Origin of the sequence: Pseudomonas sp. PA-1-6B (assembly GCF_021609545.1) — a bacterium.
GTDB lineage: Bacteria > Pseudomonadota > Gammaproteobacteria > Pseudomonadales > Pseudomonadaceae > Aquipseudomonas > Aquipseudomonas fluorescens_BV.
The window spans coordinates 22,689-45,064 of the sequence record NZ_WJZM01000047.1 but is presented as its reverse complement, the minus strand read 5'-3'; the positions used below and the strand labels follow the sequence as shown (position 1 = coordinate 45,064).

19 protein-coding genes are annotated in these 22,376 nt (G+C 61.1%); 2 read left to right on the top strand and 17 right to left on the bottom strand.

Annotated elements, in window-relative coordinates:
* On the bottom strand, nt 1-541 hold a 541-nt coding region (gene vgrG / locus GIV35_RS20325), incomplete at its 3' end, for a type VI secretion system tip protein VgrG (protein WP_236304793.1).
* A 461-nt stretch (nt 542-1,002) separates the two neighbouring features.
* Here vgrG and GIV35_RS20320 point away from each other — a divergent pair.
* Both GIV35_RS20320 and GIV35_RS20315 read left to right on the top strand, forming a co-directional pair.
* Nucleotides 1,003-2,325: an OprD family porin gene (locus GIV35_RS20320; RefSeq protein WP_213152763.1), complete on the top strand. Its 1,323-nt coding sequence runs from the start codon at nt 1,003-1,005 to the stop codon at nt 2,323-2,325.
* A gap of 102 nt (nt 2,326-2,427) precedes the next feature.
* Nucleotides 2,428-3,924: a GGDEF domain-containing protein gene (locus tag GIV35_RS20315; RefSeq protein WP_105225804.1), complete on the top strand. Its 1,497-nt coding sequence runs from the start codon at nt 2,428-2,430 to the stop codon at nt 3,922-3,924.
* Between the two features lie 594 nt (nt 3,925-4,518).
* On the opposite strand, the gene lpxC is transcribed toward GIV35_RS20315, so the two are convergent.
* The 16 genes from lpxC to mraZ all read right to left on the bottom strand — a co-directional run bounded on the left by lpxC (nt 4,519) and on the right by mraZ (nt 22,333).
* Nucleotides 4,519-5,430, bottom strand: a complete 912-nt coding sequence (lpxC, locus tag GIV35_RS20310) for a UDP-3-O-acyl-N-acetylglucosamine deacetylase (protein ID WP_003171886.1) — start codon at nt 5,428-5,430, stop codon at nt 4,519-4,521.
* Between the two features lie 112 nt (nt 5,431-5,542).
* Nucleotides 5,543-6,739: a cell division protein FtsZ gene (gene ftsZ / locus GIV35_RS20305; RefSeq protein WP_003188685.1), complete on the bottom strand. Its 1,197-nt coding sequence runs from the start codon at nt 6,737-6,739 to the stop codon at nt 5,543-5,545.
* Nucleotides 6,740-6,814: 75 nt separating this feature from the next.
* Nucleotides 6,815-8,077 carry a cell division protein FtsA gene (ftsA, locus tag GIV35_RS20300; RefSeq protein WP_003188682.1) on the bottom strand — a complete coding sequence of 421 codons (1,263 nt, stop codon included), beginning with the start codon at nt 8,075-8,077 and terminating at the stop codon, nt 6,815-6,817.
* Nucleotides 8,078-8,092: 15 nt separating this feature from the next.
* Complete coding sequence (locus GIV35_RS20295) at nt 8,093-8,962, bottom strand: cell division protein FtsQ/DivIB (protein WP_105225802.1); 870 nt, start codon at nt 8,960-8,962, stop codon at nt 8,093-8,095.
* Nucleotides 8,963-8,966: 4 nt separating this feature from the next.
* On the bottom strand, nt 8,967-9,923 hold the full coding sequence (locus GIV35_RS20290; protein WP_014716974.1) for a D-alanine--D-alanine ligase: 957 nt from the start codon (nt 9,921-9,923) through the stop codon (nt 8,967-8,969).
* Entirely contained in the window at nt 9,920-11,368 is a 1,449-nt protein-coding gene (gene murC / locus GIV35_RS20285; RefSeq protein WP_003188677.1) for a UDP-N-acetylmuramate--L-alanine ligase, read from the bottom strand. The genes GIV35_RS20290 and murC overlap by 4 nt, the downstream gene beginning before the upstream one ends.
* Nucleotides 11,361-12,431 (bottom strand): undecaprenyldiphospho-muramoylpentapeptide beta-N-acetylglucosaminyltransferase, encoded by a 1,071-nt coding sequence (murG, locus tag GIV35_RS20280; RefSeq protein WP_003188675.1) that lies wholly within the window; start codon nt 12,429-12,431, stop codon nt 11,361-11,363. Before murG ends, murC begins: the two co-directional genes overlap by 8 nt.
* On the bottom strand, nt 12,421-13,644 hold the full coding sequence (gene ftsW / locus GIV35_RS20275) for a putative lipid II flippase FtsW (RefSeq protein WP_003188673.1): 1,224 nt from the start codon (nt 13,642-13,644) through the stop codon (nt 12,421-12,423). Before ftsW ends, murG begins: the two co-directional genes overlap by 11 nt.
* A complete protein-coding gene (gene murD / locus GIV35_RS20270; RefSeq protein WP_105225801.1) occupies nt 13,641-14,987 on the bottom strand; it encodes a UDP-N-acetylmuramoyl-L-alanine--D-glutamate ligase in 1,347 nt (448 codons plus the stop codon). Before murD ends, ftsW begins: the two co-directional genes overlap by 4 nt.
* A 6-nt stretch (nt 14,988-14,993) precedes the next feature.
* Nucleotides 14,994-16,076 carry a phospho-N-acetylmuramoyl-pentapeptide-transferase gene (gene mraY / locus GIV35_RS20265; protein ID WP_003188670.1) on the bottom strand — a complete coding sequence of 361 codons (1,083 nt, stop codon included), beginning with the start codon at nt 16,074-16,076 and terminating at the stop codon, nt 14,994-14,996.
* Complete coding sequence (locus GIV35_RS20260) at nt 16,076-17,446, bottom strand: UDP-N-acetylmuramoyl-tripeptide--D-alanyl-D-alanine ligase (RefSeq protein ID WP_236264886.1); 1,371 nt, start codon at nt 17,444-17,446, stop codon at nt 16,076-16,078. The genes mraY and GIV35_RS20260 overlap by 1 nt, the downstream gene beginning before the upstream one ends.
* Nucleotides 17,439-18,902, bottom strand: a complete 1,464-nt coding sequence (locus GIV35_RS20255) for a UDP-N-acetylmuramoyl-L-alanyl-D-glutamate--2,6-diaminopimelate ligase (protein WP_105225800.1) — start codon at nt 18,900-18,902, stop codon at nt 17,439-17,441. Before GIV35_RS20255 ends, GIV35_RS20260 begins: the two co-directional genes overlap by 8 nt.
* Nucleotides 18,902-20,644, bottom strand: coding sequence for a peptidoglycan D,D-transpeptidase FtsI family protein (locus GIV35_RS20250; protein ID WP_019816949.1), 1,743 nt, complete (start codon nt 20,642-20,644; stop codon nt 18,902-18,904). The genes GIV35_RS20255 and GIV35_RS20250 overlap by 1 nt, the downstream gene beginning before the upstream one ends.
* Entirely contained in the window at nt 20,644-20,937 is a 294-nt protein-coding gene (gene ftsL / locus GIV35_RS20245) for a cell division protein FtsL (RefSeq protein ID WP_003188663.1), read from the bottom strand. The genes GIV35_RS20250 and ftsL overlap by 1 nt, the downstream gene beginning before the upstream one ends.
* A complete protein-coding gene (rsmH, locus tag GIV35_RS20240) occupies nt 20,934-21,881 on the bottom strand; it encodes a 16S rRNA (cytosine(1402)-N(4))-methyltransferase RsmH (RefSeq protein WP_003188661.1) in 948 nt (315 codons plus the stop codon). Before rsmH ends, ftsL begins: the two co-directional genes overlap by 4 nt.
* Nucleotides 21,878-22,333, bottom strand: coding sequence for a division/cell wall cluster transcriptional repressor MraZ (gene mraZ / locus GIV35_RS20235; RefSeq protein WP_004371993.1), 456 nt, complete (start codon nt 22,331-22,333; stop codon nt 21,878-21,880). The genes rsmH and mraZ overlap by 4 nt, the downstream gene beginning before the upstream one ends.
* Between the last annotated feature and the right edge of the window lie 43 nt (nt 22,334-22,376).

The window sequence follows — 22,376 nt, the reverse complement described above, 5'->3', positions numbered from 1 at the left end:
TGAGGACCAGGGTGTGGCCGTCGGCGCGGTGTTCGAAGGTGTAGAGCAGGCCTTCTTCGGCGGCGAGGCGGGCGATGAAGTCGAGGTCGGTTTCGCCGGCCTGCACGCAGTATTCGCGGGGTTGGTGTTCGAAGCAGATTTCGCTGCGAATGTCGGTCAGTTTCTGCTCGGCCAGCAGGCTGGTGATGATGTCGGGTACGGTCTGGGCCTGGAAGATGCGCCAGTTGGAGCGCAGGTTGAAACGCTTCAGGGTCGGTTCGACCACGGCGCTGTAGCGGGTTCGGCGAAAGCCCGTGTCGCCCTGTTGGAACAGGCTGACCAAGCCATGGACGTAACGTACCGGGGTGTCGTCGCGCCAGATGGTGAACACGGCGGCCAGGTCGAGCATGCGGTAGAAGTCGATGGCCGGGTGGTGACTGACCAGCTCCAGTTCCAGTTTGAACGGCTGGGACAAGCCTTCTTCAAGGGTGAACGAGACCACTTCGAAGGGATCGCCCCGCAGCGGTTCGAAGGTGTAACGCAGGTCACTTTGACGGGGCATGAGGGCATCCTTGTAATACGCCTGAGGCAAGACGTAATCCTAGGAAGCTGTGATTTAGCACTTCAATGGTGCGGAGGAAATCGAGAGGCCTCTTACTCACGCAACTACAAAGAGCTGTCAGACCTTTCTGTACTACTCAAAGTAAAGCCGTGCAACTGTAGGCAAATCAATCGATAGCTTGAAGGTCACGCCAGAGGTCAACTGTTGCGGTTTGGGCAATAGTTATTATCTTGTTACACTCTGTATCGCACCGCTCGCCTGCGTTACTTTGACGCATCGATGAGCGCGACGGCAAAGGCAGCTGACCACTCACCCGAATTTCCCTCGACTTATTTCCAGGGCTCTACACTGGGAATCTGTCTTAAAGCCGCTGACTTCAGCGGCTTTTTTTTGCCGTGAAAAAAGGCCGGGCACACCCCCACGACACTGGCCGTTCATGATTGACCAAAGGAGCTCCACCGGTGAAGAACTCGCTGACGTTAACCCCGTTATTCCTCGCAATCGCAGCAACGATCATCCCCCTTGCCCACGCGGCAGACGCCCCGCCCGCCGAAGGTTTCGTCGAGGGTTCGCACCTCACGATCAACACCCGCAACTACTACATGAACCGCGACCGGCGCGATATTCACACCGATGACAGCAAGGAATGGGGCCAGGGCTTTATCGGCACCTTCGAATCCGGCTACACCCAGGGCACCGTCGGCTTCGGCCTGGACGTCAATGCCATGCTCGGCCTCAAGCTCGACGGCGGTGGTGGTACGGATGGTTCCAGCATCCTTCCGTATGGCAGCGGCAACGGCAAAGCGCCAGGTTCGTTCTCGACGGCTGGCGGCACCTTGAAGCTGCGCGCCTTCGACACCGAACTGAAAGCCGGCGACCTGTTCCTCAACAACCCGGTGATCGCCGGCGGCATGACGCGCATGTTGCCGCAGACTTTCCGTGGCGTGAGCCTGACCAACCACAGCTTTGACGGCTGGATGATCGAAGGTGGCCAGGCCAGTTTCACCAAGCTCTACAACCAGAGCGGCCATCGGCGCATCGGCACCAGCTACGGCACACTGCCCGCCAACACGGACAGCCAGCATCTGGACTGGGCAGGCGTGTCGTTCAGCGGGATCGAGGGGCTGACCAGCAACCTGTACGCCTCCGAACTCAAGGACGTCTGGCACCAGTATTACTACGACCTGGAATACACCTATGCCCTGAACGACCTGGTCAGCCTGACCCCCGGCCTGCACTACTACCATACCCAGGACACCGGCCAATCGCTGCTGGGGGATATCGACAACAACACCTACAGCCTGCATTTCACCGTGGGCGTGGGCAACCACAGCGTCACGGCGACTTATCAGCGGGTCAATGGCAATACGCCGTTCGACTACATTACCCAGGGCGACAGCGTGTACCTGGACAACTCCCAGCAGTACTCGGATTTCAACGGGCCCAACGAGCGCTCCTGGAAGCTCAAGTATGCCTACGACTTCGCCGGCCTCGGCGTGCCCGGCCTGACGTCCGCCGTGTCCTACATCAGCGGCAAGACCGACCTGACCAAGGTCGACCCCAACAGTCGTGGCTACAGCAACTGGTACAGCGCCGATGGCAAGGACGCCAAGCACTGGGAGCGCGATATCGACCTGAAATATGTGGTGCAGGGCGGCAAGGCCAAGGACTTGGCCGTGCGCCTGCAATGGGCGACCAATCGCGGCAGCAATGGCTACTCTGCAGTGGACCGCGATGTGGATGAATACCGTGTGATCGTGGATTACCCGATCAACGTGTTCTGAGTACAGGTAGGAGCGAGCAAACTCGCTCCTACAGGTTGGCTTTGCGCCATATTTAAGAGTTGCTACTACGCTAAGGGCATTCTCAACGCAGAAGTGTGCCCGATGAGTTCAAGCCCTACCCGCCCCAACCGCCGCCCGGAGCGCCTGCTGATCCTGGGCAGTACGCTCACAGTGTTGCTGATCGTGGGGGTCGTCACTGCGCTGCTGATTCGTGAACATGCCAACACCCTGCAGACGGCCAAGCGCACCGCCAACACCATCACTCAATTGATCGACGCTGATGTGCTGCGCAATGTCGAACTTTACGACATGGCCCTCAAAGGCTTGATCAGCGCCACCGAGCGCACCGACCTGCAAGACGTTTCAGAGAGCATCCGTCATTTGGTGCTGTTCGATCGTTCCGCAGCGGCGCCCTACAAGGGCGATATCCTGCTGTTGGACCCGGCCGGCGAGGTGATTGCCGATTCGTCCCTGCTCACGCCCAAGCTGGGTAACTTTGCCGATCGGGACTATTTTCAGGCGCACCGCACCAACCCCGACCTGGGCTTGTATATCAGCCGCCCGTTCATGGCGCGCTGCCAGTGTGCCGACCCCTGGCGCATCGCGTTCAGCCGTCGCGTTTCGTCACCGGATGGGCGCTTCCTGGGAGTGGCGGTCGCGTCCATGCGCCTCTCGTACTTTCATCAGTTGTTCAGCAGCTTGAACATCGGCAGCCACAGCACCATCAACCTGCTCAACCACCAAGGCATCCTGCTGGCGCAAGAGCCTCTGCTGGAAGTAGATATCGTCGACAAGGACCTGAGCCAGCGCCCGAATGTGGCGCGCATGCTGCGCGAACGGGACGGCAGCTTCCAAAGTATCTCCAGTGTCGATCGCCATGCACGGCTCTACAGTTTTTCGAATGTGGGCAACCTGCCGCTGATCGTGGCGGTGGCCTTGTCCAGCGATGAAATGTTCGCACCCTGGCGGCGTGCGGCGTGGCTAGTCAGCATCGCGACCGGAGTGTTGTGCGTGGGCCTGTTGTGGCTGACTTGGGCGCTGTGCATGGAACTGCGCCGTCGCCATCGGGCTGAACAGGTGCTGTCAGAACTGGCAGCCACCGATGCCCTCACCGGCCTGGCCAACCGTCGCACGCTGGACGAACGCTTGCGGCTGGAATGGGACCGGGCACAACGCTCAACCGAGTCGTTGAGCGTACTGATGATCGATGTGGACCACTTCAAGGCCTTCAACGACCGCCACGGTCACCAGGGCGGCGATGAGGCGTTGCGTGCAGTCGCGCATGTGATCGCCAGCCATATCCGCCGCCCTGCCGACCTGGCGGCGCGTTATGGCGGTGAAGAGTTCGCGGTGGTGCTGCCCAATACCGACGCCAAGGGCGCGTGGGTGATCGCCGAGCATATCCGCAAGGGGGTCCAGCACTTGCCGAGAGTGGCCGGGGATGAGCAACCGATCACCGTAAGCATCGGCCTGAGTACCTGGCAGAAGCACAGCCGTACCTCCCTTGAAGACCTGCTGCTCAAGGCTGATCAGGCGTTGTATCAGGCCAAGCACAGCGGCCGTAACCGGATAGTGGATGTTTCAAAGAACTCAAACTGATGAGGTCAAATGTGGGAGCTGGCTTGCCTGCGATGGCCATAGGTATCTACACAACTTCGGCACGACGCTAAATCTATGGCGAGGGAGCTTGCTCCCGTGACGGCCTGGCCGCCGACACAGATATAACTGATGCCCCGCGATCCAATGTGGGAGCTGGCTTGCCTGCGAAGACGGCCTGACAGTCAACACAGTTGGACCGTGTACATATCCATTCCTGCGGTAACGGCCACTTAGGGTTCCGCCCTGACGGCGGCTCACTTTCGAAAAGCGCGAAAGTAAGCAAAGCGCTCTTGCCCCACCACTCGGCACCTCGCTTAGGCTCGGTGTGCCCGTAATCCGCCAGCGTGGTTTAACGGGGCGCCTAAGATCAAAAGCAGATCAAGATCAAGAGCGGCTCGCTTCGCATCGTGATTACCGTTGAGCTAACAGAGTTATGTAGATACCTATGCTGCGATGGCGGTGGGTCAGCTACCTATAAGCTAACTGGCAGGCCGCTATCGCAGGCAAGCCAGCTCCCACATTTGGATATTCGTCGGGCATAAAAAAAGGCCACCCGAAGGCAGCCTTTCAAAACTAAAGAAAGAGAGTTGTTACTTACACCGCCGCAACGGGACGCATGTAAGAGATCGGTGCGGTGCTGGCATCTTCGAAGGTCACGACTTCCCAAGCGTCTGTCTGCTCAATCAACTTGCGCAGCAGCTGGTTGTTAAGGGCGTGGCCCGACTTGAAGCCTTTGAACTCGCCTATCAGGCTATTGCCCAGCAGGTAGAGGTCACCGATTGCATCGAGGATCTTGTGCTTCACGAATTCGTCTTCGTAGCGAAGGCCGTCTTCGTTCAGTACACCATCCGCGTCGACCACAATGGCGTTTTCAACGCTGCCGCCGAGTGCGAGGTTGTGCTTGCGCAGGTACTCGATGTCACTCATGAAACCAAAGGTACGGGCGCGGCTGACTTCTTTTACGAACGAAGTGCTGGAAAAATCCACGCTTGCACTTTGGGTGCGGTCACGGAATACCGGGTGATCGAAATCGATCTCAAAGCTCACTTTAAAGCCTTCGAACGGGACGAAGGTGGCGCGCTTGTCGCCGTCTTCTACTGTCACTTCCCGCAGAATGCGAATGAACTTCTTGGCTGCGTCCTGTTCTTCCAGGCCGGCAGATTGAATCAAGAATACGAAGGGGCCAGCGCTGCCATCCATGATCGGGACTTCGGACGCGGAGAGCTCGACGTAGGCGTTATCGATGCCCAGGCCAGCCATGGCCGAGAGCAAGTGCTCCACCGTGTCCACTTTGACGTCACCGTTGACCAATGTGGTCGACATAGTGGTTTCGCCAACGTTTTCCGCGCGAGCAGGAATCTGCACCACAGGGTCCAGGTCGGCACGCACAAACACGATGCCGGTGTCGACAGGTGCAGGCTTGAGGGTCAGGTATACCTTCTCCCCGGAGTGCAGACCTACACCTGTGGCACGAATAATATTCTTCAGGGTGCGTTGTTTAATCATGGCTTGGACCGCTTCAGCGCAAATTGCGAACTGGTATCAACAAAGGCTGGCGATAATAGCAGACCAGACCTTTGCTGAACACCAATCACCTTCATAGCCCTGATACATTCCATTAATCGGCCTGACGACGCAGGAATGCCGGGATGTCCAGGTAGTCCAGGTCATCTTGCGGATTCGGGCTACGGGACGCCGCAGCACCGGCCTGAGCCTGGTTGCGCATCACGGTCGGACGGTCCAGGTCACGGTAGTTGACCGACGGCAGTTCCTGGCGAGCAGGGGCTGGAGCGGCAGCTGCCTGGCTGGCCTGGCTGGTGTGCAGGGTGTTGTCGATGACCTTCACAGGCTTCTCGATTTTTGCACCCAGGCCGGTAGCAACCACGGTTACATGCAGCTCATCGCGCATGTCCGGATCAATAACGGTACCGACTTTGACCATGGCGTGCTCGGACGCGAAGGCTTCGATGATGCTACCCACGTCGGAGTACTCACCCAGGGACAGGTCAGGACCGGCGGTGATGTTCACCAGGATGCCGCGTGCACCTTGCAGGTTCACGTCTTCGAGCAACGGGTTGCGGATGGCCGCTTCGGTGGCTTCGCGTGCACGGTTCGGACCGCTGGCGCAGCCAGTGCCCATCATCGCCATGCCCATTTCGCTCATCACAGTACGTACGTCGGCAAAGTCGACGTTGATCATGCCTGGGCGCTTGATGATGTCGGAGATACCGCGAACGGCACCGGCCAGTACATCGTCAGCCTTGGCGAACGCGGACAGCAGGCTGGCATCCTTGCCCAGGATGGTCAGCAGTTTCTCGTTGGGGATGGTGATCAACGAGTCGACGCTTTCAGACAGCAGACGGATACCTTCGTCGGCGATCTGCATGCGCTTGCGGCCTTCGAACGGGAACGGACGCGTCACGACAGCAACGGTCAGAATCCCCATTTCCTTGGCCACTTCGGCAATGATCGGTGCAGCACCGGTACCGGTACCGCCGCCCATGCCCGTGGTGATGAACACCATGTTGGTGCCTTGCAGCACTTCGGCAATACGCTCGCGGTCTTCCAGGGCGGCTTGACGGCCGACTTCCGGATTGGCGCCAGCGCCGAGGCCCTTGGTCACTGCGGTGCCCAATTGCAGGATGGTCCGCGCGCCGATGCTTTTGAGCGCCTGGGCATCAGTGTTGGCGCAGATGAACTCAACGCCTTCAATGTTGCTCTTGACCATGTGGTTGACAGCGTTGCCGCCGCCACCGCCGACACCGATTACTTTGATAACCGGGCTAGCGGGGATGTTGTCTACGAGTTCGAACATGTTCCCTCTCCTTTCATTTTCTCTAGTTTTTTCGCCTACTGCTTATTGCGGGTGCTGCGGTGTCGCGGTAAATCTTTAGAAATTGCCTTTTACCCAAGCCTGCAGCCGCTCGAACAACGGCGCTTTCGCCTCGTCGTCGCTGCGGTAGCTGTCACGGATGCTCGGGCCCGACAGGGAAATGCCGTCGGTCTGCTTTTGCAGCCCGTACAACAGCAAGCCCACACCGGTGGAATAAATCGGATTACGCACCACGTCGCCCAGGCCCTTCACGCCATGAGGCACGCCCAAGCGCACAGGCATGTGGAAGATCTCTTCGGCCAACTCGACCGCGCCTTCCATCTTCGAGGTGCCACCGGTCAGCACGATGCCAGCCGGGATCAAATCTTCGTAGCCGCTGCGGCGCAGTTCAGCCTGGATCAGGGTGAACAGTTCGTCGTAGCGTGGCTCGACCACTTCGGCCAGGGCCTGGCGCGACAGTTCGCGCGGTGGACGGTCGCCCACGCTTGGCACCTTGATGGTCTCGCCGGCACCGGCCAGCTTGGCCAGGGCGCAGGCGTAGCGGATCTTGATTTCTTCGGCGTACTGGGTCGGTGTGCGCAGCGCCATGGCGATGTCGTTGGTGACCTGGTCGCCGGCAATCGGGATCACGGCGGTGTGACGGATCGCACCCTCGGTGAAGATCGCGATGTCGGTGGTGCCGCCGCCGATGTCCACCAGGCACACGCCCAGTTCTTTTTCGTCGTCAGTCAGGACCGAGTAGGCCGAGGCCAACTGCTCGAGAATGATGTCGTCGATTTCCAGGCCGCAGCGACGCACGCATTTTTCAATGTTCTGTGCGGCGTTGACGGCGCAGGTCACCACGTGGACCTTGGCTTCCAGGCGAACGCCCGACATGCCCAGGGGCTCGCGCACGCCTTCCTGGTTATCGATCACGTAGTCCTGCGGCAGGGTGTGCAGCACGCGCTGGTCCGCCGGGATCGCCACGGCCTGGGCAGCGTCGAGGACGCGCTCAAGGTCGGCCGAGCTGACTTCACGGTCGCGGATCGCCACGATGCCGTGGGAGTTCAGGCTGCGGATGTGGTTGCCAGCCACGCCGACGAACGCCGAGTGAATCCGGCAACCGGCCATCAGCTGCGCTTCTTCGATAGCGCGCTGGATCGACTGCACAGTGGACTCGATGTTCACCACCACGCCCTTCTTCAGGCCCCGGGACGGATGCGTGCCAATACCGACGATTTCGATCGCGCCGTCTTCCCCGACCTCGCCCACCAGCGCCACCACCTTGGAGGTGCCGATATCGAGACCGACGATCATTTTGCCGCTTTGCACGTTTGCCATGGGTCCTGCCTCTTCTTAATTCTTCGCGACAGCGGGTTGTGCTGCCGTGGGCGCAGCCGGTGTACGCCAGCCGACGGCCAGGCCGTTGGCGTAACGCAGGTCGACGCTCGCAATGTTCGTAATCTGTTCTTTCAAGGTTTTTTCATAGATGGCAATAAAGCGGCGCATCTTTTCCACCAAGCGGTCGCGTCCCAGCAACAACTCGATGCCCGGGCCGGAACTGCCTGCCCCGGTCGTCAAAAACCAGCTTCCCCGCTCACGCAATTCCAGGCGTGCAATGGAGAAGCCCAATGGCCGCAGCATCTGGCTCAAGGCCTGGTACTGCTGCATCACTTGCTGCTGCGCCCGCTGCGGCCCGAACAGCTGCGGCAGGTGTTCATAGTTGGCCAGCTCACGCGGGGTGAACGCCTGGCCCTGGTTGTTCAACAGCGCTCCATCGCCCCAACGGGCCACGGGCAGTTGTTCTTCCAGGCGGATCGTGACCTGGTCCGGCCATACCCGGCGAACTTCGGCGTGGGCGATCCACGGCATCTGTTCCAGCTCCGAGCGCATCCCAGCCAGGTCGATGGTAAAGAAGCTCGCCGCCAGGTATGGGCCGATGCGCTGCTGTACCGCTTGCTGGCTGATGTAGCTCAAGTCGCCCTGCACGCTGATCTTGGTGATCGGCCGGTCGGCATACGGCAACAGACGCTGCGCGCCTTCGTACGTGCCAAAGCCCAGCACCACCAGCAGCACCGGCCAGAACAGCGCCTTGATAAAACCAAAGTTGGCTTTTGGCAGGCGCGCCGACATCGGCTCTTTAGCCACCATTCGGCTTGCACCCCGTGGCACCGGCTTGCGGCTCGGTGCTTGTGGGGGCTGATGACGAAGCGATGCGCCGTTCATGTCTTTAGCCTCTTGGCTCAATGCTGTCGGCCAGGATTGCCAGCACTAACTGCTGGAAATCCAGACCGGCGGCACGGGCAGCCATGGGAACCAGGCTGTGATCGGTCATGCCCGGTGCGGTGTTGACCTCAAGGAACCAGAAATTCCCTTGGTCATCCTGCATCACGTCTGCCCGCGCCCAACCGGCGATACCCAGCGCCTCACAGGCTTTCGCCGTGAGGTCCATCAATTCCTGTTCCTTGGTTGCTTCGAGCCCACACGGGATCCGGTACTGAGTATCGGAAGCCAGGTACTTGGCGTCGTAGTCATAAAAGGTGTGGGGCGTGCCCAAAGCGATGGGCGGCAATACCTGGCCACGCAGGGTGGCGATGGTGTACTCGGGACCGGAAATCCACTGTTCCACCAACACTTGCGAATCGTAGGTACTTGCCGCTTTCCATGCGTCGATCAATTCGGCGGCCGAGTTCACTTTGGCCATGCCGATACTGGAGCCTTCATGGGCTGGTTTGACGATCAAAGGCAGGCCCAGTTCCTTGGCCGCAGAAATACAATCGTCTTCACTGCACAGTACGGCGTGACGTGGGGTCGGAATGCCCAGGCTGTGCCACACCTGCTTGGTGCGCAACTTGTCCATCGCCAAGGCCGACGCGAGGATGCCGCTGCCGGTGTAAGGGATGCCGGCGCATTCGAGCAGGCCCTGCATGCTGCCGTCTTCACCGCCGCGGCCGTGAAGAATGAGAAAGGCACGGTCGATCTTCTCGGCCTGCAGGCGGGCAAGGAAGTCATCGCCCACATCGATACCGAACGCGTTCACGCCAGCACTTTGCAGCGCCTCAAGCACCGCATTGCCGGACTTGAGCGACACTTCGCGCTCGGCGCTCTTGCCGCCGAACAACACGGCCACGCGACCGAAGTCGGCAGGCGCAAGGGTGGAAAACAGGGAGCCGTAATCAGTGGTCATTTCGACTTCCCCTTGGCGGCGGCTGCAAACAGCGGGCTCGCCAGCAATTTGGGCGCAAGGCCACCGATATCACCGGCGCCCTGGCACAGCAGGATGTCACCGGCACGCAGCAGCGGCTTGACGATAGGCGCCAGGTCCACGCCACGCTCGATGTAGATCGGGTCCAACTGGCCGCGCTGGCGGATGCTGTTGCACAGCTTGCGGCTGTCAGCGCCCGGGATCGGTTCTTCACCGGCCGGGTAGACTTCCATCAGCAGCAGCACGTTGGCATCGGCCAGTACATTGACGAAGTCGTCGTACAGGTCGCGGGTGCGGCTGTAGCGGTGCGGCTGGTACACCATCACCAGCCGGCGCTCCGGCCAACCACCGCGTACGGCCTTGATAACGGCCGCAACTTCGGTCGGGTGGTGGCCGTAGTCGTCCACCAGCATCACGTCACCGCCTTCGACCGGCAGTTGGCCGTAGACCTGGAAGCGACGGCCCACACCGGCAAAGCGCGACAGGCCCTCGACGATGGCTTCATCGCTGACGCCTTCATCGGTGGCAATGCAGATGGTCGCCAAAGAGTTCAGCACGTTGTGGTTGCCCGGCATGTTCACCGACACGTCCAGCGGCTCGCGATCGGGGCGCAGCACGGTGAAGAAGGTTTGCATGCCTTCCTGGCGCACATTGATTGCGCGCACGTCGGCGTCTTCGCTGAAGCCGTAGGTCACGGTAGGGCGTTTGACCTGGGGCAGGATTTCACGCACCACCGGATCGTCCAGGCACACCACCGCCAACCCGTAGAACGGCAGGTTGTGCAGGAAGTCGACGAAGGTTTTCTTCAACTTGTTGAAGTCGCCGTCGTAGGTCGCCATATGGTCTTCGTCGATGTTGGTGACGACGGCGACCAGCGGTTGCAAGTGCAGGAAGCTCGCGTCACTTTCATCGGCTTCGGCGATCAGGTAGCGACTGGTGCCCAGCTGGGCATTGGTGCCAGCTGCATTCAGGCGGCCACCGATGACGAAGGTCGGGTCCAGGCCACCGGCGGCGAACACCGAGGCGATCAGGCTGGTGGTGGTGGTCTTGCCATGGGTACCGGCCACGGCGATGCCGTGGCGATAGCGCATCAGCTCGGCAAGCATCTCGGCACGCGGTACCACAGGGATACGGCGCTCAAGGGCGGTGGCCACTTCCGGGTTGGACGTGTTCACGGCGCTGGACACCACCAGCACGTCAGCTTCGGCGGCGTTCTCGGCACGGTGGCCGATGAAGATCTGTGCGCCAAAGGACTTCAGGCGCTCGGTGACCGGCGACTCTTTCAAGTCCGAGCCGGACACCTGGTAGCCCAGGTTCAGCAACACTTCGGCAATCCCGCACATGCCCACGCCACCGATACCGACGAAGTGAATACGGCGGATGCGGCGCATCTCGGGTTGCGGCATGGCTTTCTGATTCTCAACCATGGGCCACCTCCAGGCAGATATCGACCACGGTGCGGGTTGCGTCAGGTTTGGCCAGGCGGCTTGCGGTGCTCGCCATGCTGTTGAGTCGTTCCGGTTGCATCAAAACCTCGGTCAGGCGTGCGGCCAAATCGGCGGCGCCAGTCGTTCTTTGCGGCAGCAGGAAGGCAGCGCCCTCCCCGGCCAAATATTCGGCGTTGCGGGTCTGGTGATCGTCGATGGCGTGGGGCAAAGGCACCAGCAAGGACGGCAGACCGGCGGCCGCCAGTTCACTGACGGTCAGCGCACCAGCGCGGCAGACCACCAGGTCGGCCCAGCCATAGGCTTGGGCCATGTCTTTGATGAAGGGCTGTACATTGGCCTCTACACCGGCCTCGCGATAACGCGCGGCGGTGACTTCATCGTGGTTCTTGCCGGCCTGGTGGAAGATCTCCGGGCGCACATCCTCAGGAAGTTGCGCAACGGCTTCAGGCAGCAATTTATTCAGCGGCTCGGCGCCCAGGCTTCCGCCCAGGATCAGCAGGTGAGCCTTGCGCCCCGCCAGCGCGTCACGCGCAATGGCCATGAACAGTTCGGTACGCACCGGGTTACCGGTGGTGCGAAGCTTGTCGGAGGCGGCGAAGGTTTTCGGAAAGGCTTCACACACCCGCGCAGCCAATGGCACCAGCAGGCGGTTGGCAGTACCGGCGACGGCGTTCTGTTCATGGACGATCACCGGCACGCCCGCGAGTTTCGCCGCAACGCCACCAGGGCCGGTCACATAACCGCCAAAGCCGAGCACACACACCGGCTTCAACTCGCGAATGATCTTGCGCGCCTGCATGACCGCCTTGAGCAACACGAACGGCGCCTTGAGCAATGACAACTTGCTCTTGCCGCGCAACCCGGTGACGTTGATCAAATGCAGCGGCAAACCGGCATTGGGCACCAATTCGTTTTCGATGCCACGGGGCGTACCCAGCCAGTGCACGGTGTAGCCACGGTTCTGGAATTCACGGGCGCAGGCCAGGGCCGGGAACACATGCCCCCCGGTACCGCCCGCCATGATCAGCACGTTAGCGCCCATGAGTCGGCTCCTCGGCGAAGTCGCTCTCGCTGAACTCCATCTCTTCGCTGCCCAGGTGGGTGCGACTCTCCCACTCGATACGCAGCAACAACCCGAGACAGGCGCAGCAAATCACCAACGAGCTGCCGCCGTAACTGAGGAACGGCAAGGTCAGGCCCTTGGTCGGCAGCAGGCCGACGTTCACACCGATGTTGATCAGGAACTGGCCGATCCACAGGAAGGCCAACCCATAGGCAACGTAGGCGGCGAAGAACTGCTTGGCCTTCTCGGCCCACAAGCCGATGTACATGGCGCGCACACAGACGAATACAAACAGTGCCACGGTGCACAGCGAGCCCACCACACCCAACTCTTCGGCCAATACCGAGAACACAAAGTCGGTGTGGGCTTCCGGCAGGTAGAACTGCTTCTGCACACTGTTGCCCAGGCCCACACCCAGCCACTCGCCGCGACCGAAGGCAATCAGCGCCTGGGTCAACTGGTAGCCGGAGCCGAACTGGTCGGACCAGGGGTCGGTAAAAGTAATCAGACGCGCCATTCGGTAGGGTTGCGCCTGCACCAGGATGGTCACGGCCGCCACCGCCAGCACCACCATCAAGGTGAAGCGGAACAGCCCGACACCACCCAGGAAGAGCATCGCGGCGGCGGCGCCCATCATCACGACCGTGGCCCCGAAGTCGGGCTCCATCAGCAGCAGACCAGCCATGGGCAGCAGCACGATGAACGGCTTGAAGAAGCCCATCCAGCTTTCGCGTACTTCTTTCTGACGGCGCACCAGGTAACCGGCGAGGTAGATCACCACGAACACCTTGGCGATTTCCGAAGGCTGCACGTTGAACGCGCCGAAGCCGATCCAGCGCATCGAACCGTTCACCTCGCGGCCAATGCCCGGGACGATCACCATGACCAGCAAGCCGAACGCACCGATCAGCATCAGCCAACCCAGGCGCTGCCAGGTGGCAATCGGAATCATCATGGTGACGATGCAGGCGCCCAGGCCGATCACCAGGTACACCAGGTGGCGGATCATCATGTACAGCGTGTTGCCCGACTGCACGGCAGCCACTTCGGAGGACGCCGAAGTGATCATCACCAGGCCCAGGCCGAGCAGCGCCAGGCAACCGGCGAGCATAGGGAAATCAAGGTCAATGCCGCGCCCGGTAATGATCGGCGACGGGTATGGCTTGATGATGTTTCTCAGGTTGAGGCTCATGCCAAAGCCTCCACGGCGCGGGCGAACAGTTGGCCGCGCTCTTCATAGTTCTTGAACATGTCGAAGCTGGCGCACGCGGGCGACAGCAACACCGCATCGCCAGGCTGGGCCAAGGCTTTGCTCTGGGCAATGGCATCGTCCAGGGAAGCTGCGCGTACTTGCGGTACAGCGTCACCGAGGGCGGCGGCGATCAGGTCCGAATCGCGGCCCATCAGCACCACGGCGCGGCAATGGGCGGCCACTGGCGCTTTAAGGTCCTTGAAGTCGGCGCCCTTGCCATCACCACCGGCGATCAGCACCAGCTTGCCGTCGATATCGGCACCCAGGCCTTCGATGGCCGCCAGGGCTGCACCGACGTTGGTGGCTTTGGAGTCGTTGTAATAGCTGACGTCATTGAGGTCGCGCACCCACTGGCAGCGATGCTCAAGCCCGGCAAACGTGCGCAGGCTCGAGAGCATGGCGTCGAATGGCAGGCCAACCGCGTGACCGAGTGCCAAGGCCGCCAGGGCATTGGACTGGTTGTGCGCGCCACGGATTTTCAGTTCGCGTACCGGCATCAGGTTCTGGAATTCGAACGCCAGGTACTTCTCGCCGTTCTCTTCACGAATGCCGAAGCCTTTGAAGTCCGGTTTGCCCAAGCCGAAGGTCCAGCAGGGCATGCCCTCGCCCATCAGCGGACGGCTCAGGGCATCCTGGCGGTTAACGACAAATTGCCTGGCGCCACGGAAGATCCGGTGCTTGGCCAGGTGATAAGCCGGCAGGCCGCTGTAGCGGTCCATATGGTCTTCACTGACGTTCAATACCGTCGCCACTTCAGCGCCGAGGTCGTGGGTGGTTTCCAGCTGGAAGCTCGACAACTCCATCACATACAGCTCGACGTCGTCGCTGAGCAGGTCCAGCGCCGGCACGCCAAGATTGCCGCCGACGGCCACACGCTTGCCCGCCGCCGCGGCCATCTCGCCGACCAGGGTGGTGACGGTGCTTTTGGCGTTGGAACCGCTGATGGCCACGATCGGCGCCTTCGCGTTGCGTGCGAACAGGTCGATATCGCCAGACAGCTTCACGCCACGGGCCGCAGCCGCTTGCAGGGCCGGTGTCGCCAGGGCCAGGCCCGGGCTCACGTAGAGCTCGTCGGCACGGCACAGAAACTCGACATCCAGCTCGCCACAACGCACTTCCACGTGCGGGTAGTCACGGCGCAGCGTGACCAGCTCCGGTGGATTTTCCCGCGTATCGGCCACGGCAAACGACGTGCCCCGGTTCGCCAGGAAGCGAACCAGGGACATGCCGCTCTTGCCGAGGCCGACAACGATGCGGAAGTGGTCTGAAGCGATCAGGGACACTCGTTTCTACCTCAGTTTCAGGGTGGCAAGGCCGACCAGTACCAGAATCACGGTGATGATCCAGAAGCGGACAATCACGCGTGGCTCAGGCCAGCCCTTGAGTTCAAAGTGGTGGTGAATCGGTGCCATGCGGAACACGCGGCGCCCGGTCAACTTGAAGGACGCCACCTGGATGACCACCGACAGGGTTTCCATCACGAACACACCGCCCATGATGAACAGCACGATTTCCTGGCGAACGATCACCGCGATGGTGCCCAGGGCGGCGCCCAGCGCCAATGCGCCGACGTCGCCCATGAAGACTTGTGCCGGGTAGGTGTTGAACCACAGGAACCCCAGGCCGGCACCGATCAAGGCGCCGCAGAACACGATCAACTCACCGGCGCCCGGTACATAGGGAATCAGCAGGTATTCAGCGAATTTCACGTTACCCGAGAGGTAGCAGAAAATGCCGAGCGCACCGCCTACCATCACCGTCGGCATAATCGCCAGGCCGTCGAGGCCGTCGGTCAGGTTCACCGCGTTGCTGGAGCCGACGATCACGAAGTAGGTCAGCACCACAAAACCGACACCCAGCGGGATGCTCACATCCTTGAGCATCGGGATGATCAAGGTGGTTTCCACGGCGCTCGGCGCGGTGGTGTACAGGAAAATCGCCGCAGCGAGGCCGAACACCGACTGCCAGAAATACTTCCAGCGGCTTGGCAGCCCCTTGGAGTTTTTCTCGATCACTTTGCGGTAGTCATCCACCCAGCCGATGGCACCGAACAGCAGGGTCACCAGCAACACCACCCACACGTAGCGGTTATGCAGATCGGCCCACAGCAAGGTACTGACGCCGATGGACGACAGGATCAGCGCACCGCCCATGGTCGGCGTGCCGGACTTGGACAGGTGCGACTGCGGGCCGTCGTTACGAACCGATTGACCAATTTGCAGGTTCTGCAGGGTGCGGATCATCCACGGCCCCAGGAACAGTGACAAAGACAGCGCGGTCAGCACACCCAGGATCCCGCGCAGGGTCAGGTACTGGAAGACCGCGAAGCCTTTGTGGAACTGTTGCAGATACTCAGCCAGCAGCAGCAGCATTAATGTTTCTCCGTACTTGAGCCACACAAGGCTGCGACGACGTTTTCCATCACCGCGCTGCGCGATCCCTTGATCAAAATGGTTGTGTGTTTGTCATGTTCAGCCGCCGTCAACGCCTGGATCAGCTCGGCCTGGCTCGCGAAATGCCGCGCGCCAGGGCCGAAAGCGTTGACCGCATGGGCCATGTTTGTGCCAACGGCGTAGAGCGCGTCCACTTTGCCGGCGGCGTAGGCGCCGACTTCACGGTGGCCTTGTTCAGCCCAATCGCCCAATTCACCGATATCGCCCAGCACCAGTACCTTGCGCCCATCAAAACCTTTGAGCAGGTCCACAGCGGCATTGATGGAAGACGGGTTGGCGTTGTAAGTGTCATCAATCACGCGCATGCCGTTGCCAGCCAGTTGCGCCACGGTGCGGCCCTTGACCGGCTGCACCGCGCCCAGGCCGGTGGCAATACCGAACAGCGACACACCCAGGGCATGGGCGGCAGCGGCGGCGGCCAAGGCGTTGGCGACGTTGTGGTTGCCCAGCAGGTTCAACTGCACGTGCTCATCACCTTGCGGGGTGTGCAAAGTGAAGGACGGGCAGCCACGGGCATCGACATTGATGTTGGAGGCGTGGAAATCGGCTGCGGCATTCAGCACTGCAAACGTCAGGACATTGCGACCGGCGGCGCGTACACGCCAGGTCTCGAAGGCCTTGTCATCCAGGTTAAGTACCGCAGTGCCCGAAGCGTCGAGCCCCTCAAGGATTTCGCCCTTGGCTTCGACGATTTTTTCCGGGCCGCCGAACTCACCGACGTGGGCGGTACCGGCGTTGTTGATGATCGCCACGTGAGGCTGGGTCAGCGCCACGGTGTAGGCGATTTCGCCGATGCGCGAAGCCCCCAGTTCGATCACTGCCGCCGTGTGTTCCGGGGCCAGTTCGAGCAGGGTCAGCGGTGCGCCGAAATCATTGTTCAGGTTGCCACGGGTCGCGAGTACCGGCCCGCGCGTGCGCAAGACGCCGGCGAGCAGCTCCTTGACCGTGGTCTTGCCGCTGGAACCGGTAATGGCCGCCACCGGCTTATCAAAAGCAGCACGGTTAAGCGCACCCAGTTGGCCCAGCGCCAGGCGGGTGTCGGCTACCAGCAATTGCGGCAAGGCAGAATCGGCCACTTCACGCTGCACCAAGGCACCGACGGCACCTTTGGCGGCAACGTCGTTGAGGTAGTCGTGACCATCGAAACGCGGGCCGGCCAGGGCGACAAACAGCTGCCCCGGCTGGATGTTACGACTGTCGATACTGACGCCGGTGAATGTGCAGTCGCTCGACAGCACACGGGCCGACAGGGCCTGGGCCAGTTCGCTGAACGTCATCGCCTTAAGCATGGGCGACCTCCCAGGCGGTCAGGGCGTGATCCGCCTCGACCAGATCAGAGAAGGCATGGCGCTCACCGTTGATTTCCTGATAGTCCTCGTGACCTTTACCCGCGAGCACCACGACGTCGTCCGCGCCGGCACTGGCGATCAACTGGGCAATGGCGGCGCCGCGACCAGCCACAAACGTGACGTTGGAGGCGTCTTTGAAACCGACACGGATGTCGTCGAAAATCTGGCTCGGGTGTTCGCTGCGCGGGTTGTCGTCGGTGACGAGTACGCCATCGGCCAAGCGCTCGACAATTTCGGCCATCAACGGGCGCTTGCCGCGATCGCGATCACCGCCGCAACCGAACAGGCAAAGCAGTTTGCCTTTGGCATGTGGGCGCAGGGCTTCGAGGACTTTTTCCAGGGCATCCGGGGTGTGGGCGTAATCGACCACCACCAACGGTTGCGTGCCGCCACCCAGGCGCTGCATGCGACCGGCCGGGCCTTCCAGCTTCGGCAATACCCGCAGGATTTCATCCAGGGCGTAGTCCAGGCCCAGCAGTGCACCGATAGCGGCGAGCACGTTGCTCAGGTTGAACCGCCCGAGCAAGGTGCTGCGCAAGTGGTGTTCGCCCTGCGGCGTCACCAACGTGGCGCGCACGCCTTCATCATTGAATTGGGCTTCGCGGCAGTACAGGTAGGCACTGGCATCTTGCAGGCTATAGCTGATCAGGCGCGCATCGCTGTCTTCGCCCGCCAGTTGGCGGCCGAATGCGTCGTCGAGGTTGACCACCCGGCACTTCAGGTCATTCCAGGCAAACAGCTTGGCCTTGGCGGCGGCGTACGCCTCCATGGTGCCGTGGTAGTCGAGGTGATCGCGGGACAGGTTGGTCATCACGGCCACGTCAAAAGCCAGTGCGGTGACACGCCCTTGGTCCAGGCCATGGGAAGACACTTCCATGGCTACCGCCTTGGCGCCGGCCTTTTTCAGGTCGGCCAGGGTCGCTTGTACGGCAATCGGGTTTGGCGTGGTGTGCAGGCCGCTTTGCAGCGCGCCATAGAAACCGGTACCCAGGGTGCCGACGATGCCGCAGTGCTGACCCAGCAGGTCCAAAGCCTGGGCAACCAACTGGGTCACACTGGTCTTGCCGTTGGTGCCAGTCACGCCCACCAGGTTGAGTTGGCGGCTCGGGTCACCGTAGAAACGCCCGGCGATGTCGGACAACTGCGCTGCCAGGCCCTTGACCGGAATCAACGGCACATCGGTGATCGGCAGCACGGTGGCGCCTTCCACTTCATAGGCGACCGCAGCCGCACCGCGTTGCAGGGCATCGGCAATATGCGCACGGCCATCGAGCTTGCCGCCAGGTACCGCCAGGAACAGGTCACCGGCGCGTACATTACGGCTATCCAGGGTCAGCTCACGAATCAGCAGATCGTGGCCGGCATGGGCAAAAATCTTGTTCAGGCTAAGAGACATCAGCCGCGCCCTCCATTGGCTTTAACAGCGGCAGCCGGTGGACCAGCGTTGGCTTGTTGCGTCGGCGGCAGGTTGTCCGGCGTGATATTCATCAAGCGCAGGGTGCCGGACATCACTTTGCTGAACACCGGCGCCGAAACCAGGCCACCGAAGTAGCCGGCTTTACTAGGCTCGTCGATCACCACGACGATGGCGTAGCGAGGGTCGCTCATCGGGCCGAAGCCGGCGAACAGCGAACGGTAGGAGTTTTCGGCATAGCCCTTGGTGCCCACCGAGGTCTTACGCGCCGTACCGGACTTGCCAGCAACGTGGTACGCCGGCACCTGGGCGCGGAATACGCCACGCGGTGCCTCGATCACTTGTTGCAGCATGCCTTGCATGGTCTTGGCGACGTTTTCCGGGATCACTTGGGTGGCTTTTGGCGCTTCGTCGACGTGGATCAGGCTCAGCGGAACCATACGGCCGTTATTGGCCAATACCGAGAACGCGTGGGCCAACTGGATGGCGGTCACCGACAGGCCGTAGCCATAGGAAAGCGTGGCAGTCTCGGCTTTTCTCCACTCGCGGTAGTTCGGCAGGTTACCGACCCGCTCGCCCGGGAAGTCGAGGCCGGTGGGTTGCCCCAGGCCGATCTTTTGCGCCAGGTGATAGATGGTCTCGCCGCCGATATCGAAAGCAACCTTGCTCATGCCGACGTTACTGGAGTTGATCAGGATGCCGGTCAGGTCCAGCACTGGCCCCTCGGTGCGGGACACGTCACGAATGGTGTACTTGCCCAACTGCAAGGTGCCTGGGTAAACCTCGACCTTGTCGCTGGGTTTCCAGCGGCCGGTTTCCAGGGCAGCACTCATGGAGATGGCTTTCATGGTGGAACCGGGCTCGAACACGTCGATCATCGCGCGGTTACGCATCATCGCCGGCTGCAGGTTGCGACGGTTGTTCGGGTTGTAGGTCGGCTGGTTGACCATGGCGAGGATCTCGCCAGTCTTCACATCCATAATCACCAGGCTGCCGGCCTTGGCGCCGTTCTCGATGATCGCGTTACGCAGTTCGCGGTTGGCCAGGTATTGCAGGCGCAGGTCAATCGACAACGCCAAGGGCTTGCCAGCCTTGGCGTTCTTGGTGACCTGGACGTCCTTGATCAGCCTGCCGCGCCGATCCTTGATGACCTGACGCTTGCCCGGAACCCCAGCCAGCCATTCGTCATAGGCCAGTTCGACCCCTTCGCGGCCGTGGTCATCGATGTCGGTGAAACCCACCATGTGCGCGGTGGTTTCACCGGCCGGGTAGAAACGCCGAAATTCCTCGATGCCGTAGACGCCGGGGATTTTGAGATCGAGCACTTGCTGGCCTTGCTCAGGGGTAAGCCCGCGAACCAGGTAGATGAATTCTTTATTGGCCTGGGCTTCCAGGCGTTCGGTCAGGGCCTTGCGGTCCTGCCCGAGGGCAGCGGCCAGTTCAGGCCACTTGTCCTTGGCAACTTGCAGCTCTTTGGCGTTGGCCCACAGGGTGGTCACCGGGGTACTGACGGCCAGAGGCTCGCCGTTACGGTCGGTGATCAGGCCACGGTGTGCAGGAATCGGGATGTGCCGCAGGCTGCGGGCATCACCCTGGCCGATCAGGAAGTCGCGGTCGACGACCTGAAGGTCGAAGATGCGCCAGACGATCGCGCCCACCATCAATGCCAGCAAGCCGAGCATCAGGCGAAAGCGCCATGGGTAGAGTGCCCCTTCGAGTTTCATCATGGCGCCACCATGCGAACTTCAGCCGCGCCTGGGATGTGCATCTTCAACTGTTCGGTAGCCAGCACTTCGATACGGCTGTGGGCCGTCCAGGTGCTTTGCTCAAGGATCAACCGGCCCCACTCTGCCTGGGCTTTGTCGCGCACGCTCAATTCCCCGTAAAGGGTATTGAGCAACTGACGGTTCCAGTGGGCGCTGTAGGACACCGCAATCGCGGACACCAGCACGCCGACAAACAGCAGCAACATAAAGAAGCTACCGCCCGGGAGGGGCTTGGCGAAAAGCTTGCTCACCGCAATTTCTCCGCAACACGCATGACGGCGCTACGGGAACGTGGATTGGCCTTGAGTTCGGCTTCGGAAGCGAACTGCGCTTTGCCATGGATTTTGATTTTTGGCACGAAGGCTTCGAAACGCACCGGCAGGTTACGCGGCAGGTTATCGGACTCACCCTTGACCAGACGACGCATGAAGAGTTTGACGATGCGGTCTTCCAGGGAGTGGAAGCTGATCACCACCAGGCGACCGCCCACTTCCAAAGCATCCAGAGCGGCTTCGAGGCCGGCTTCCAGATCGCCCAATTCGTTATTAACGTGAATGCGCAACCCTTGGAATGCGCGGGTGGCCGGGTTCTTGCCTTTTTCCCAGGCAGGGTTGGCGACCTTCAGCACTTCGGCCAGGTCAGCGGTGCGTTCAAACGGCTGGATTTCGCGGCGCTCGACCACGGCACGCGCCATTCGACCGGCGAAGCGCTCTTCACCGTATTCCTTGAACACACGGGCGATTTCTTCTACCGGCGCGGTGGCGATGAATTGTGCGGCACTGACCCCACGAGTGGGATCCATACGCATATCGAGGGGACCGTCGTTCATGAAGCTGAAGCCGCGCTCCGGGTCGTCGAGCTGTGGCGAAGACACGCCCAGGTCGAGCAGAACCCCGGCCACCTTGCCCGCCATACCGCGCTCGGCAACTTCGGCACCCAGCTCGGCAAAGCTGCGCTGCACAACGACAAAGCGGCCGTCTTCGGCCGCTAGCGCTTGCCCGGTGGCAATCGCTTGAGGGTCTTTGTCGAACCCGAGGAGTTTGCCGTCGGACCCGAGCTGGCTGAGTATCAACCGGCTATGCCCGCCCCTGCCGAATGTGCCATCGACATAGCAGCCATCGGCACGTACGGCGAGAGCCTCAACGGCTTCGTCAAGCAGTACGGTGATGTGGTTAAAGCCGCTATCAATAGTCACAGGATCAAATCACGCAGTTCATCAGGCATGGCGCCCGGTTGTTGAATAGCAGCCAGGTCCGCTGCAGACACAGCATCCCAGGCATCTTCGTCCCACAATTGGAACTTGTTCAGTTGGCCTACCAGCATTGCGCGCTTGTCGAGCCTGGCGTACTCGCGCAGTCGCGGCGGCACCAGGAAACGACCGCTGCCATCGAGCTCAAGGTCGACGGCATTACCGATCAGCAAACGCTGGAGGCGGCGGTTTTCTTCACGCAATGAAGGCAGCGCGCGCAACTTGGTTTCAATCAACTCCCACTCGTCGAGGGGGTAAACACATAAACAGGGGTCAACGGCGTCAATCGTGATGATTAACTGCCCTGAACTTCGCGAAATAAGCTCGTCACGATACCGGCTCGGCATGGCGAGACGGCCTTTTGCATCGAGACTGATAGCGTTAGCTCCGCGAAACACAGATGCGTTTCTCCAAATTTTAGCGTTTTACGTTCAAAAAACC

Coding starts and splice junctions, on each gene's coding strand:
- murC (WP_003188677.1), bottom strand. CDS start 11,368: ATGGTTGAGAATCAGAAAGCCATGCCGCAACCCGAGATGCGCCGCATC.
- GIV35_RS20295 (WP_105225802.1), bottom strand. CDS start 8,962: ATGAACGGCGCATCGCTTCGTCATCAGCCCCCACAAGCACCGAGCCGC.
- GIV35_RS20260 (WP_236264886.1), bottom strand. CDS start 17,446: ATGCTTAAGGCGATGACGTTCAGCGAACTGGCCCAGGCCCTGTCGGCC.
- GIV35_RS20290 (WP_014716974.1), bottom strand. CDS start 9,923: ATGACCACTGATTACGGCTCCCTGTTTTCCACCCTTGCGCCTGCCGAC.
- lpxC (WP_003171886.1), bottom strand. CDS start 5,430: ATGATTAAACAACGCACCCTGAAGAATATTATTCGTGCCACAGGTGTA.
- ftsZ (WP_003188685.1), bottom strand. CDS start 6,739: ATGTTCGAACTCGTAGACAACATCCCCGCTAGCCCGGTTATCAAAGTA.
- murG (WP_003188675.1), bottom strand. CDS start 12,431: ATGGGCGCTAACGTGCTGATCATGGCGGGCGGTACCGGGGGGCATGTG.
- GIV35_RS20315 (WP_105225804.1), top strand. CDS start 2,428: ATGAGTTCAAGCCCTACCCGCCCCAACCGCCGCCCGGAGCGCCTGCTG.
- ftsW (WP_003188673.1), bottom strand. CDS start 13,644: ATGAGCCTCAACCTGAGAAACATCATCAAGCCATACCCGTCGCCGATC.
- GIV35_RS20250 (WP_019816949.1), bottom strand. CDS start 20,644: ATGAAACTCGAAGGGGCACTCTACCCATGGCGCTTTCGCCTGATGCTC.
- ftsA (WP_003188682.1), bottom strand. CDS start 8,077: ATGGCAAACGTGCAAAGCGGCAAAATGATCGTCGGTCTCGATATCGGC.
- GIV35_RS20255 (WP_105225800.1), bottom strand. CDS start 18,902: ATGTCTCTTAGCCTGAACAAGATTTTTGCCCATGCCGGCCACGATCTG.
- mraY (WP_003188670.1), bottom strand. CDS start 16,076: ATGCTGCTGCTGCTGGCTGAGTATCTGCAACAGTTCCACAAAGGCTTC.